The organism is Halomonas sp. KG2, assembly GCA_030440445.1.
Classification (GTDB): Bacteria; Pseudomonadota; Gammaproteobacteria; order Pseudomonadales; family Halomonadaceae; genus Vreelandella.
Genome location: CP098528.1, coordinates 853,555 through 867,546 on the forward strand (window position 1 = coordinate 853,555; position 13,992 = coordinate 867,546).

General features: G+C 51.7%; 11 protein-coding genes. 7 read left to right on the plus strand and 4 right to left on the minus strand.

From position 1 onward, the window contains the following. Nucleotides 1-64 precede the first annotated feature (64 nt). Nucleotides 65-988, minus strand: coding sequence for an ion transporter (locus NDQ72_04050; GenBank protein ID WKD29127.1), 924 nt, complete (start codon nt 986-988; stop codon nt 65-67). A gap of 29 nt (nt 989-1,017) precedes the next feature. Next, complete coding sequence (locus NDQ72_04055; GenBank protein ID WKD29128.1) at nt 1,018-1,926, minus strand: CYTH domain-containing protein; 909 nt, start codon at nt 1,924-1,926, stop codon at nt 1,018-1,020. Nucleotides 1,927-2,061: 135 nt separating this feature from the next. Between NDQ72_04055 and NDQ72_04060 the strand changes: the two genes are divergently transcribed. The 3 genes from NDQ72_04060 (at nt 2,062) to argA (ending at nt 5,480) form a co-directional block, all read left to right on the plus strand. Then, entirely contained in the window at nt 2,062-2,742 is a 681-nt protein-coding gene (locus NDQ72_04060; protein WKD29129.1) for a TIGR00153 family protein, read from the plus strand. Between the two features lie 9 nt (nt 2,743-2,751). Then, nucleotides 2,752-4,017 carry an inorganic phosphate transporter gene (locus tag NDQ72_04065; GenBank protein ID WKD29130.1) on the plus strand — a complete coding sequence of 422 codons (1,266 nt, stop codon included), beginning with the start codon at nt 2,752-2,754 and terminating at the stop codon, nt 4,015-4,017. Nucleotides 4,018-4,163: 146 nt separating this feature from the next. Then, nucleotides 4,164-5,480, plus strand: coding sequence for an amino-acid N-acetyltransferase (argA, locus tag NDQ72_04070; GenBank protein ID WKD29131.1), 1,317 nt, complete (start codon nt 4,164-4,166; stop codon nt 5,478-5,480). A gap of 189 nt (nt 5,481-5,669) precedes the next feature. Here argA and xseA read toward each other — a convergent pair whose 3' ends face one another. Beyond that, a complete protein-coding gene (xseA, locus tag NDQ72_04075; protein ID WKD29132.1) occupies nt 5,670-7,010 on the minus strand; it encodes an exodeoxyribonuclease VII large subunit in 1,341 nt (446 codons plus the stop codon). 175 nt (nt 7,011-7,185) lie between these two features. Here xseA and guaB point away from each other — a divergent pair, with 175 nt between their 5' ends. Both guaB and guaA read left to right on the plus strand, forming a co-directional pair. Beyond that, nucleotides 7,186-8,655 carry an IMP dehydrogenase gene (guaB, locus tag NDQ72_04080; protein WKD29133.1) on the plus strand — a complete coding sequence of 490 codons (1,470 nt, stop codon included), beginning with the start codon at nt 7,186-7,188 and terminating at the stop codon, nt 8,653-8,655. Between the two features lie 96 nt (nt 8,656-8,751). Next, the gene (gene guaA, locus NDQ72_04085) at nt 8,752-10,329 is read left to right on the plus strand and encodes a glutamine-hydrolyzing GMP synthase (protein ID WKD29134.1); all 1,578 of its coding nucleotides are present in this window, start codon (nt 8,752-8,754) and stop codon (nt 10,327-10,329) included. Nucleotides 10,330-10,400: 71 nt separating this feature from the next. Here the strand turns inward: guaA and NDQ72_04090 are convergent, their stop codons facing one another. Then, nucleotides 10,401-11,909: a hypothetical protein gene (locus tag NDQ72_04090; protein WKD29135.1), complete on the minus strand. Its 1,509-nt coding sequence runs from the start codon at nt 11,907-11,909 to the stop codon at nt 10,401-10,403. A 284-nt stretch (nt 11,910-12,193) separates the two neighbouring features. Between NDQ72_04090 and NDQ72_04095 the strand changes: the two genes are divergently transcribed. After that, nucleotides 12,194-13,209, plus strand: a protein-coding gene (locus NDQ72_04095) for an IS630 family transposase (GenBank protein WKD29136.1) whose coding sequence is annotated in 2 segments (ribosomal slippage) — nt 12,194-12,581 and nt 12,581-13,209 — 1,017 coding nt in all. Because the reading frame shifts where the segments join, the coding sequence is not laid out codon by codon here. 655 nt (nt 13,210-13,864) lie between these two features. Further along, nucleotides 13,865-13,945, plus strand: coding sequence for a hypothetical protein (locus NDQ72_04100; GenBank protein WKD30345.1), 81 nt, complete (start codon nt 13,865-13,867; stop codon nt 13,943-13,945). Nucleotides 13,946-13,992 lie beyond the last annotated feature (47 nt).

Sequence of the window (13,992 nt, forward strand, 5' to 3'; positions counted from 1 at the left end):
CGGCCTAGCAATCACATAATCTTCCTAAATGAATTACTGCGCGCCCTGGGTTTGGCTATTTTGGTTAGCTGTCCTGGGGCGTGTTTGTGTCTTCGTCTCCCTCGTGGCTATCTTTTTCTTTTTGGTCTGCTGCTTTCTTACGCGGGTCTTCGCTCTCTTCATCCAGCCAGGTGCCACAGCGCAGGCAGTAACGAGCGCGCTTTTCATGGCGGTCATGGCCACAGCCGGGGCAGGCTTCTTCTGAATAACGGTCTTCGCGAATAGAGCGGATTACCTGGGCGGAAAATACCCCGGTAGGCACGGCAATAATCGAATACCCCAGCAGCATCAGAATCATCGTGATCGCTTTGCCTATCGACGTAGCGGGGACAATATCGCCGTAGCCTACCGTGGTCATACTGACGATCGCCCAATACATCGACATAGGAATGCTAGTAAAACCGGCTTCTGGAGACTCGATGGTGTACATCAGCGCAGCAAACAGTATGACGACCATCATGATGCTGCTAAAAAACAGCAGGATTTGACGAAGGCTGCGTTTAAGCGCATCGAGCAGTAAACGCCCCTCGCCGATAAACTCCATCAATCTCAAAATCCGGAAAATGCGTAGCACCCGCAGTACCCGTACGATGACGAGTCCGTGGGCACCAGGCACCAGCAGGACTAACCAGGCTGGCATAATCGCAATCACATCGACAATACCGTAGAAGCTTTTGAGGTAAATCGTTGGGCGCTCTAAACAGTAAATCCGCACCGCCAGTTCAATGCTGAAAAGTAGCGTAAATAGCCACTCTGCATAGTAAAAAATGTGCCCGTAGCGTTCGGAATAACTATCTACGCTGTCCAGCAAAATGACCGCCACGCTGATTAAAATGGCGATAATCAGCGCAATATCAAACCCTTTGGCTCCCGGCGTATCGGACTCGAAAATAATATGGAAAAGCCGTGTGCGCAGTCCTTCTGCACCGGGAGTTAATTGAAAACTCATCGCGACATCCTGAAGTGGGCTGAATGTTTCTAGCGTAGCGTGGTTTGATAGGCGAAGCGATGCGCCAGGGTTAACGCAGCAGCGCCATAAGCGGGCGTTGGGTGGCCATTTTCAGTCAGTGCTGTGGTCAGCGTCTGAGCGTTGCGGCGGGTACTTTCATCCAACTGCGGATGAGTCGCCAGTGTGGCTAACGCCTGTTGTGCGATGGTTAAGTGCTCCACAAGGCCACTGTCGTGGTAGGCGTCCAGCGCCACTGTAGCTCTGTGTAGCCACTCAGCCGGTGCGTCAGCTTCAGGTAGTGACCACTGCTGCACGCCTAACGCATTGCCGCGAGCGGCTTTGCTGGTATCCGAAGGGCGCAGCGGTACGCTTTCCGCGAGCGTTAATGCTAGCCCCCAAAGCGCCTCTGGCTCACCCGCTTTGAGTTCCAGCTCGACCTCGCAAATAGCCGCTTGAGTACCACCGCTGACAATCTCTCCTTCGTCCAGCACGAGCTCGATATGGCTACCCTGCCAGTCGATTTGCCAGCTGCGCCGGGTAAAGTCGGTGCGCAGCGCAGGTCGTAGCGCGGAAATGACGGTGCCTAGTGAACCGTTGAACGGCGGAAGGGCGGCCAAGCCATGCTGGTCAAGCTGTGGGCTAGGAACTTGCCACTCCCACTCTTGTCGGGTAGAAAGGCCGCCACCACCATGGCCGGCGGTTTTCACCGTTTGCAGCACGCGATCATCAACTTGGCGTAAGCGCACGGCAATCCGTGCATTCGCCATATCGCCCGCAGGGGTATCGAAATAGGTGTTCGACAGATGTTGCCGTTGGGGTGTTTCGGCTAGTGCTGCGTGGCACAGCAGCGTGTTTAGTTGAGCTGGCGCAAGGGCGAGTTTAAGCTCTATTTCGGTAGGCGCTGAAACAGAATCAGCAGTAGATGTTGAATTTTTCATGACATTAGCCACCTTTGTATTGTGACGTTTCAATTAATTTTTCATGACATTGTGAACTTTTCATGACGGCGGCGAGCGCACTCTTTATACTGGCGCCGCCATTTCCAGGCTCCCCGAAAACAGGCTAAAGGCTATATGGTTACCTCCAACCCTTTTTCCGCGATGTTTGGCCGCTCGCCATTCCAGCCGCTGCTGGCCCACATCGTCAAGGCCAATGAATGTGCCGACCAACTGTTGCCGTTCTTCGAAGCATCGCTTGCCGGTGATTGGGATACCGCAGCTGTACTGCGTGAAAACGTTACCCGCTTAGAGCATGACGCCGACACGTTGAAAACAGAGCTTCGGCTTAACCTGCCCAATACGATGTTCCTTCCCGTCTCGCGGTCCGACTTGCTCGACCTTATCAGCGTGCAGGATAAAATCGCCAACAAGGTGCGCGACATTACCGGCATTATGCTGGGGCGTAAAATGCGTGTGCCCAATGAGTTGGCCGATCCCATGCGCGATTATATGCGTACCAGCGTGGCGTGTGTGTCCCAGGCTCGCCAAGCGCTTGAAGAGCTGAAAGAGCTGCTTGAGTCCGGTTTTGGACGCAATGTTTCCGATGTTATCCAGAATATGATCCGTGAGCTGCACACACTTGAGCACCAAGCCGACAGCCAGCAGATCGCGATACGTCGCCAACTGTTTGAGCTTGAAAGCCAACTTCCGCCTGTTGATGTGATTTTCCTTTACAAAATCATTGAGTGGGTCGGTGAAGTTTCTGATCGCGCTGAACGCGTGGGCAGCCGCCTACAGATTTTGACCGCACGCTAAGGGGTACCCATGCAGATTATTGCCCAGCACGGTGAAATTTTTATCATCCTGGCCTGTTTGTTTGGCTTTTTTATGGCTTGGGGCGTTGGCGCGAATGATGTTGCCAATGCGATGGGGACCTCGGTGGGGTCGAAAGCGATCACCATCAAACAAGCAATTTTGATTGCGGTAGTCTTTGAATTTTTAGGCGCATGGCTGGCGGGTGGTGAGGTGACCAACACCATTCGTAAAGGCATTATCGACCCAGAATTGCTCCAGGAAGATCCACAGTTACTAGTGTACGGTATGTTATCAGCGCTGCTAGCAGCGGGTACTTGGTTACTGGCAGCATCGATGAAAGGTTGGCCGGTTTCCACGACGCATTCCATTGTAGGCGCCATTGTGGGCTTTGCCGTAGCGGGATTGGGTGCCTCTACGGTTGATTGGGGCGCTGTTGGCACCATTGCAGCAAGCTGGGTCGTTTCTCCTCTTTTAGCGGGTACTATCGGCTTCGTGCTGTTCAAATCAGTGCACCACCTGATTTTTGAAAATGATAATCCCTTCACGGCTGCCAAACGCTATGTACCAGGCTACGTATTTTTGGTTGGTTTTATTGTGGCGATGGTCACGCTAACCAAAGGTCTGTCTCACGTTGGGCTGGACCTGACCTTTAGTCAAAGCCTGCTGCTGTCTATCTTGTTAGGACTTGTGATCATGGGTGTAGGCCTGGTGATGCAGCGTCGTATCAAGTTCGAGAAAAATGTCAACGACCACTTTGGATACGCCAACGTTGAACGGGTCTTCGGCGTATTAATGATCTTTACTGCGTGTGCCATGGCGTTTGCTCACGGCTCTAACGACGTTGCGAACGCGGTTGGTCCGCTAGCGGCGGTCATTAGCGTGGTGCAAACTGGCGGCCAAATTGAAGGCTCTGCGCTAGTACCCTGGTGGGTATTGGTACTGGGCGGTGCTGGTATCGTGGTGGGCTTAGTAACTTACGGCCACAAAGTCATTGCCACCGTGGGAACCGGTATTACTGAGCTTACCCCCAGCCGTGGCTTTGCCGCCACGCTGGCAGCCGCGACCACAGTGGTATTAGCTTCCGGCACGGGTCTGCCAATTTCAACCACCCACACACTGGTGGGGGCGATATTAGGCGTAGGGCTTGCCCGGGGTATGGCGGCGCTTAACCTGCGTGTTATTGGCACCATCGCCATGTCCTGGCTGATTACGCTACCTGCCGGGGCTGGTTTGGCTATTCTGTTCTTCTTTATGTTCAAAGGCATGTTTGGTTAACAGCAAGGGGTAACCCCGCCCAATACGTGACTGCTTGGCCAAACGCACAGCGGCATCTTCTTTTACACAAGAAGGTGCCGCTGTTTTTTATGCTCTGTTAAAGTAAACGCTGATACTTTCATTCACCTGCTGCCGGAGAGCGGCCCTTGGACACACGCTTCCCTTTTGTTGATTGGTTTCGTAATGCTTCGCCCTACATTAATGCGCACCGGGGACGAACCTTTGTCATCTTAATTGAGGGCGAAGCCATGGCGTCTGGCCGAGGAGAGCAGCTGATTCAAGATTTAGCGCTGCTACACACCCTGGGGGTGCGGCTAGTTGTGGTGTTTGGTATTCGCCCACAAGTGCATGACGCATTGACGGCTGCCGGTGTCGAGCCAACACGGGTGGATGGTCGCTGGGTAGCTGATCGAGCGGTGATGGCTCACGTGGAACAGGTGGCCGCACACCAGCGCTTATGGCTAGAAGCGCGTCTTTCCTTGGGGCTGCCTAGCACGCCGCTACACGGTGTAGAGCTTAGCGTGATTTCCGGTAACTTGGTGACCGCTAAGCCATTAGGGGTGCGTGAAGGCATCGATTTTGATCACAGCGGTGAAGTACGCCGAGTGCGCTCGAGCGCCATTGAAGGTCTGTTAGAAAAAGGCTCGCTAGTGCTGCTGCCGCCGCTGGGTTTTTCCAGCACAGGTGAAGTGTTTGATTTAGATGCCTCGGAAGTCGCACAACAGGCTGCCGTCGCGCTGAAAGCGGATAAGCTGATTCTATTAGGCGAGTCGGAAGGGCTTGAAGACGAACACGGTGCGCTATTGCGCCAGCTTTCCCCGGCAGAGGCCGAGCCGCGCCTGCAACAGGCGTTGCCGGGCAGCGAGTTGGCACGCCACTTGAACGCCGCCTGCACCGCCGCCAGGGAAGGGGTGGCGCGCACCCACCTGCTTTCCTGGCGCAACCACGATGCGTTGCTAGGGGAGTTATTCACCCGTGACGGCGTTGGCACCATGATCACCCAACACCGCTACGAGCAACTGCGCCCAGCCACGTTGAACGACGTCGCTGGCTTGCTAGAGCTGCTGGAGCCGCTGGAGCGACGTGGCATGTTGGTGGCTCGTTCGCGGGAACGCCTAGAGCACGAAATCGACGACTACATGGTCATCGAACGTGATGGCATGGTGATTGGCTGTGCCGCACTGCATGTTTTTCCAGACACCACGGTGGGGGAAATGGCCTGTGTCGCGGTGCACGGTAACTATCGCGGCGGTGAGCGCGGCGAGCGCTTAGTGGAAGCGTTAGAACGCCGCGCCCGGCAGCGTGGGCTTTCCGAAATGTTTGTGTTAACTACCCACACGGCCCATTGGTTTGTCGAACACGGCTTCCGTGCCGCTAGCCTAGATGACCTACCGCCGCTAAAACGCGAAGCCTACAACCACGCCCGTAAATCCAAGGTGTTGGTGAAGACGCTGGCAGGATAGAACGTAGTGATTCGTGAGGGGCAAATCGTGCGCCATCAGCGGCAAGACCTCCTGCTGCAGCTGAAGTAAGTATTGCCACGTTATATTAAGCGTGGCCAGTCAACCGATAGTCCCATGATGGTCATCATGGGATAGGAAGCAACATAAGCAAGTGTAACCGCCCTTCAATAAGATGTTATTCCCACAGCGCTACTGCTTGTAGCGCCGTTTTACTTCTACGTTTAGCCGACCTTCTCCCAGCCGTAGCGAGAGCTTCTGGCCTGGCGCGGTGTCCTCTGCCCGGCGGATAACCTGGCCTTTTTCATCCTGCGCAATGGCATAGCCACGCCCCAGCACCGCCAGTGGGCTGATGGCATTTAGTTCACGGGCGGCGCTACTCAAGCGTGCCTGACGCACTTCCAACGTCCGCTGCATAGCGCTGGCTAAACGGCGTTGCAGCTGACTAACACGCTCTTGCTCTGCGCGGTGCAGGCGCACCATGTCTTGGCTGGATAAGCGTTTGCTTAACTGGGTGACCCGCGCTTGCTGCTGATAAACGTGTTGCTGCATGGCGCGCTGCAGCCGTTGGCAAAGGGCGGTAACGTGCTGGCGTTGACGCTCAAGCTGCTCGCCTGGGTGGCGAAGGCGGGCGCGCAAGGTATCCAACCGTTGGCTATCGCGCTCTAAGCGTGCCTGCATGGCACGCTGTAAGCGGTTTTCGGCCTGGGTTAATTGTTGCTTAAGCGCATGTTGGTCAGGCACTAAACGTTCGGCCGCTGCTGACGGGGTAGGGGCGCGCATATCGGCGGCGAAATCCGCCAGGGTGACATCCACTTCGTGACCCACCGCCGACATCACTGGCAAGCGGGAGTGAAAGATCGCCCGTGCCAGATGCTCGTTATTAAACGCCCACAGGTCTTCTAAGCTACCGCCGCCGCGGGTGATCAGCACCACATCCTGGTCAGGGTCTAAGCGCGCCTGTCGGTTCAGTAACCCCAGTGCCGAAATCATCGCAGGGGCGGCCTCGTTGCCTTGTACAGGCACTGGAATCAGCGTGACATCTGCCAGTGGCCAGCGCGCCGCCAGCACTGCCAACACATCACGAATCGCTGCGCCGCTGGCGGAACTTAATATCAAAATTTTACGCGGAGGAAAGGGCAGAGGGCGCGTATTGGCAAACACGCCTTCGCCTTCTAACTGCGCTTTGAGGCGCTCAAACGCCGCCAGCAGTTCCCCCAAGCCCGCCGCCTGTACGGCGTCAGCAATTAACTGATAATCGCCGCGCGGCTCGAATAGCGAGACCCGGCCGCGCAGCTTAACCTGATCGCCATCGCGCATAGGCGCCGATACAAAACGCGCCCGCTGGCGAAACAGCGCACAGCGAATTTGTGCACGGTCATCTTTCAAGGTGAAGTAAATATGCCCAGACGCCGGGCGGGAAACATTGGAAAGCTCGCCCTCTACCCACACTTCGCCCACATCGCGCTCAAGGGTCTGTTTGGCACGCTGATTCAACTGACTAACAGAAAGCGCTTGTGGTGTATCGGGCATAGAGCAACCTTAAAAAGAGAGTGAGCGAGTGGGTAGTTTTCGCAAGAATCCTAGCTTATTAGCCATTGGTCTGGATTGAAAACCTTCTTCACATTGCTGGAAAGGCCCTCAAAACGCTATAATAGGGGATTAACTTTCCACGCCCCACTTCCTCTTCTATCAGGGTGTTGCCGCTATGCTACGTATGGCCCAAGAAGCACTTACGTTCGATGACGTACTCCTCGTTCCCGGCTTCTCCGATATTCTGCCCAAGGATGTCAGCCTCAAAACCCGCCTGACCCGCAATATTTCACTCAATATCCCGCTGCTTTCCGCTGCAATGGATACCGTTACCGAAGCGCGTCTAGCAATTGCGATGGCTCAGGAAGGCGGCATCGGCATTATCCATAAGAGCATGACCATGAGTCAGCAAGCCGCTGAAGTGCGTAAGGTTAAAAAGCACGAAAGCGTGATTGTAAAAGATCCAGTCACCGTTAGCCCTAAGGCGAAGCTGGATGACCTGCTGGCGATGGCGCGTGAGAACGGGTTTTCTGGCTTCCCCGTCGTAGAAGGCGAAACCCTGGTAGGTATTGTGACCGAGCGTGATATGCGCTTCCAGCCCAACCACGGCGACAGCGTAGCGGACATCATGACCCCCCGCGAGCGGTTGGTTACCGTCAAGGAAGGCACCGACCTTGAAACCAGCAAAGCCAAAATGCGTGAACACCGCATCGAGAAAATGCTGATTGTGGATGACGAGTTTCATCTGCGCGGTTTGGTAACTTTCCAAGATATCGAAAAAGCCCGCACTTACCCGATGGCTGCCAAAGACAGCGACGGCCGCTTGTTGGTAGGTGCAGCCGTTGGCACTGGCCCGGAAACGCCGGATCGCGTTGCTGCCCTGGCCGAAGCCGGTGTCGATGTGATCATTGTTGATACTGCCCATGGTCACTCTAAAGGTGTTATCGACCGCGTGCGCTGGATCAAAGAGAACTTCCCCAACATTCAAGTGATTGGCGGCAACATTGCCACCGGCGCTGCCGCCAAAGCGTTGGCTGAAGCGGGCGCAGACGCCGTTAAAGTAGGCATTGGCCCCGGTTCTATCTGCACCACACGTATTGTGGCAGGCGTGGGCGTTCCGCAAATCACCGCGGTGTCTAACGTGGCGGAAGCGCTGAAAGAGTTCGATATTCCGCTGATCGCCGACGGCGGCATTCGCTTCTCGGGTGACTTAGCCAAAGCCATCGCTGCTGGCGCAAGCGCCGTGATGGTCGGTGGCCTGCTGGCCGGTACCGAAGAAGCGCCGGGTGAAGTTGAGCTTTACCAAGGCCGTACCTACAAAGCCTACCGCGGTATGGGTTCAATGGGTGCCATGTCCCAGAACCAGGGCAGCGCCGACCGCTACTTCCAAGACAAGAGCGAAGGTGCCGAGAAGCTGGTGCCGGAAGGCATTGAAGGCCGCGTACCCTATAAAGGCATGATGGGCGCTATCGTTCACCAGATGATGGGTGGCCTGCGCGCCTCCATGGGTTACACCGGTTGCCGCAGTATTGAAGAAATGCGCACCAAGCCGGAATTTGTACAAATTACCAGCGCTGGCTTTAACGAATCCCACGTTCACAACGTGCAGATCACCAAAGAAGCTCCCAACTACCGGGTGAGCTAACCAGCACGTTTAGTTAAATGGCGCGGCGGGCATTGCCCCGCCGCTTGCTTTTTGGCCTTAACAGCGGCACCCACACCGCTTAACCGAGACCCCGCCATGAGTGACATTCACGCCCATAAGATCCTGATTCTCGACTTCGGCTCCCAGTACACCCAACTGATCGCCCGCCGTGTGCGTGAGATCGGTGTGTTCTCCGAAATCCGCGCCTTCGACATCACCGAAGAAGAAATTCGCGAATACAACCCGAACGGCATCATCCTGGCTGGTGGCCCGGAATCCGTCACCGAGTTGGATTCCCCGCGAGCACCGGCGTGCGTGTTCGAAATGGGCCTGCCGGTGTTTGGTATCTGCTACGGCATGCAGGCCATGGCCGAGCAGCTTGGCGGCAAAGTGGAAGGCTCTAACCAGCGCGAGTTTGGCTACGCCCAGATTCAAATCGACGGCGACACCCCGCTGTTCAAAGACATCAAAGACCACATCGATACCGACAGCGGCAAAGGCCTGCTAGACGTATGGATGAGCCACGGCGACAAGGTCTCCCAGGTACCTGACACCTTCACCGTGACCGCTTCCACGCCGAGCTGCCCGATTGCCGCTATGGCCTGGGAAGAGAAGCAGTTCTACGGCGTACAGTTCCACCCGGAAGTGACCCACACCCTGCAAGGCCAGCGCATTCTTGAGCACTTCGTGCTGGATATTTGCGGCGCTGAAAAACTCTGGACGCCTGCGCAAATCATCGAAGATCAAGTACAGCGCGTACGCGAGCAAGTGGGCGACCGCCATGTACTGCTTGGCCTTTCCGGTGGTGTCGACTCCTCGGTTGTGGCGGCGCTGCTGCACAAAGCCATTGGCGACCAGCTGACCTGCGTATTCGTCGATAACGGCCTGCTGCGCAAAAACGAAGGCGACCAAGTCATGGAAACCTTCGCCAAGCACATGGGCGTGAAAGTGATCCGTGTCGACGCCGAAGAGCTGTTCCTGGGCAAGCTGAAGGGCGAAAACGACCCGGAAGCCAAGCGCAAGATTATTGGCAACACCTTTATCGACGTGTTCGATGAAGAAGCCAGCAAAATCGACGGCGTCGACTTCCTGGCCCAGGGCACCATCTACCCGGACGTGATCGAATCCGCCGCCTCTAAAACCGGCAAAGCGCACGTGATCAAATCCCACCACAACGTCGGTGGCTTGCCGGAAACCATGAAGCTCAAGCTGGTGGAACCGCTGCGCGAACTGTTTAAAGACGAAGTGCGCAAACTCGGCCTCGAACTCGGCCTGCCTTACGATATGGTCTACCGCCACCCGTTCCCTGGCCCCGGCCTGGGCGTGCGCATCCTCGGTGAAGTAAAGAAAGAGTACGCCGACATCCTGCGCGATGCCGACGCTATCTACATCGAAGAACTGCGCGCCGCCGGTTGGTACGAAAAGACCAGCCAAGCCTTCGCCGTGTTCCTGCCGGTGAAATCGGTAGGTGTCGTCGGCGACGGCCGCCGCTACGAATGGGTCATCGCGCTACGCGCGGTCGAAACCATCGACTTCATGACCGCCCGCTGGGCGCACCTGCCCTACGAGCTGCTGGAGAAAGTTTCCAACCGGATTATCAATGAATTGGAAGGCGTTTCGCGGGTGACTTATGATGTTAGCAGTAAGCCGCCTGCTACTATTGAGTGGGAGTAGGGGCTGATTTAAATTAGTGAAAGAGCGATCATGGATCGCTCTTTTTATTTGAATTTAAGTAATTACGTAGATTAATTGTAATTAGATACGAAAATCATTGTGCCTCCTTTGTCACCCGCCTCATAAATAAAAATTCCTTTAGGATACAAAAGTCTTTCAAAGTGAATGTTGAACGCATAAAAGTCTTCGCGCTGCCACTCTTCTTTTTGCCAAAAATTATGAAGATCATAGGCAAAAATATCGAACCATCCTGTCAGTTTTAAAGTATTTAACTTGGCCATTATTTCAGTGTTGGTTTTAACAGGGTCTTTTCCTATGCCTTTCATATAACCAATAAACCTAGCTGAGTCGATTAGCATGCCAGTTGTGGCATTATGTATGGCGATAAATAGCTTCTGGAAGTCTTGATCGATGGCATGTGTTTTTTTAGCATTATCAATCAGAGAATAATATAATTCTAACGATTTTTTTATGTAGCTTGAAAATTCTATTTCAAAAATCAGTCTTGATCCAAATTCTGCGCTATCATATGCATACTTATAAGCGCGTAGAGCTTTTCGAATAGCAGCATGTAATGTTGAATCATGATTTTCAATTGGCGATGGCTCCAATAAAAAGCCAGGTAATATTCTCTCGAATTTATCCACTATGTTAGAGAAAGAAAAACTAGCCGCAAGTATGTGTGATGTAATGCAGGTGCTAGATTTAGGTTTTTGAAGAATGGCTAAAGCATAATTGTTGTCAAGGATGAGATGGACTTTTAGCTTATTTTTTCGATGCACTAGAACAAGAGCTGCTCCTTGAGCTATAAAATCGGGTGCTCCTTCTGGAATCAATTTGGTATCAAAGCCATGTTTAGTGTCGGAAATTGTTTTTTGAAAGTTAGATGTAAATATTATTTTCTCTAAGCGATTTGAATCAAGGTGGCTTGTTTTTCTTATTATATCGTTTATTTTTTTATTGATTATAAATTTGTTTGATTTAGATATTTTGTCAGTAAAAACAAGCTTATATCTTGAGGGTTTTGGTAAGTGAGAGTCTCTTTTGGGGTAGGGCTTTGGCGCTTTCATTTCATCAATAGTGTTGCTGGCTGTAGACTTTATTTTTTTGCGCCAGCGATTACCAATATGTTCTTGCAGGTTGTTATGGTTAGGGAGTGCTGAAATAAAAAGTTCATCGCTACATTCTGATGCTTCTTTGTTGAAATCTGATAAATCAGAAAGTATACAGTCTTTATTAACACCTATAAGAATTTTATGAGATGTTAAAGGCATAGCAACTATAGAGGCCTTGGATGTCATTATGTATGGATAAAATATATTGTCGGTTTCATCAAGCCCAATAGCTATGCAGTCTGGCATAATTGCACCTTCCTTTGGTGCAGCATTAATAAACCATTTGTATTTTTCTAAAATTTCCTTTCTCGATTTGATTGTTAAATCTTCTTGAAGAATTTTTTTTTGGCCATTGGTTACCATTTCGTCGACTTGAGTGGCTAGTTTTTCAAATAATAGTGTAACTAAGTTTGGTAGAGAATTGTTTTCAGATAAAACACTTTCCTTTGATAGTATAAATATCATTCTATAGAAAACTTCTTTTGGAATTTTTTTCTGCGTACTGGCTTCTATTAGAAGGTCAGTAAACGCTTCCTCTTTTTCTATAAGTGCTTCAAAATTATTTCTCCAAACTGGGTTTATGGAAGTCCTGTCCCAGCCAAGAATAAATAATAGTTCATTTTTATCGACGAATGTTTCGGAGGCTCCAGTTATAAAAAGTTCGGCAATGTTCTTGATAATGTTTCTTGTAAGTGAATCCGCATAAGTTATGGTGTATAAAGCGAGGCTTATAACAAGGGAGATGCACCATGTCTCGTCGCTTGCGCTTCATTTCTTTGACGCCCGACCAGCAACCTATCGTTAATGACGCCTACCAGCATGGTGAAAAGAGAGCACTACGCCGCAGAGCCCACGCCATCTTGCTCAGCCACAAAGGCCATACGATTAACCAGATTCGCGACATCCTCGGGGTTAAACGCGATACGGTGTCTACTTGGTTATCCCAATGGGAAAAAGACGGTATTGAAGGCCTTCAAGATAAACCTCGTGAAGGACGACCTAGCCTTCTCAACGAAAGCGAGCTTGCTGTGTTACAGCAACTTGTTGAAGAGCACCCGCATCAATTACCTGTCCTCCATGCTAAGTTTCAGGATAAGACAGGTAAAGTCGTCAGCCAGGACACGTTACGTCGTGCATTAAAAAAAACGGCAACAGTTGTAAGCGGGTACGCCGCTCATTGACTGCGCTGCGTGACGAAACGGATTTTCGTCGTACACAAGGTTTGATCAATGCTTTGAAGGAATGGGAAGACAATGGCGAGTGTGATCTTTACTTCTTTGATGAAGCTGGCTTCTCTCAATCATCATCACTTCCCTATGCATGGAGCCCGGTAGGTAAGCCTTGGGAAGTGACCGCCTATTCACGTAGCAAGCGGCTCAATGTGCTGGGCTTTCTCACCAGGAAAGGTAGCTTTTTCCATCGTATGACAACCGAGTCAGTGAAGACAGAGACCGTTATAGAAGCGTTCGATCAGTTCGCGGCACAGAAAAGTCCTGACGCCTTCGCCGTCGTTGTACTGGACAATGCCAAAATGCACCGTTCCAAAGCTTTCCAGCGCAAAATCATCGATTGGATGGCACACCGCATTCATCTGGTATATCTGTCGCCTTATTCGCCGGAGCTGAACCTGATCGAAATTCTTTGGCGTGAAATCAAATACAAGTGGTTACCGCTGACAGCCTACAGTTCGTTCGACAAGCTCTGTGAAGCGGTCAAAAACGTATGTGATAATTACGGAAAAAGTAACTCGATAACTTTTGCATAACCACTTACTATTTGTTCTTGGTGCTAAGTGGGCTATTATTTCAGCGGATACTTGTGGGTTTGCAGTATCACCTATCTCCAGTGAGCGAAGAGAGTGTAGTAAGTTTCCTAATTTATTTTCATAAAAAGTGATCGAGTCATCTAATGTTTTCTCACCTGAAGGAGATGGTGCGGAGTAAAAGTCTCTCTGTGCAGCAATATTGTTAATATTTGAAATATAGTGCTTAGTGCGGCTATAGACATTTGTCTGATTTTTCTTGCCAGGTATGCAAAAACCGCGTTGAAATGATTGAGGTATGTAATGTTGTTTTCTTCCTGACATGTTTTCACTTTTTAAATTTTGTTGATGCTATGTTTTACAGTTAATTATTAAATTAATAGTTAAGTTAAGCCTTTGTTTCTAGTGTAGTACCACTCTCTCAGTGAGGTCCACCACCTTCTGACGCTCTTTTGAGCATACCCAACGTCTGGCCTATAGGGCGAATGTGATTGTAATATACTCACTACGATTGATAGAGAAACTGCAGCAACATTACCCTTGGTGCAAAAGAGTCCATCCGCCTTACGCACGCTCTGCTTTACTATCAGCAACGCTTATTCACGGAGGAAGCATCCATGGCCATAGGCGGCTTGATAGGCTCTTGCCGATCATCCTGATGATTGGCGGCACTTACCTGGCCTTTGAAGGCGCGGATAAGGTCTGGCATAAGCTATCCGGTCAGCATGACGACGAGTAACCAGCGGTAGAGAAGGGACCGGAAGCCGATAAAAGGTTGTGAGTGGT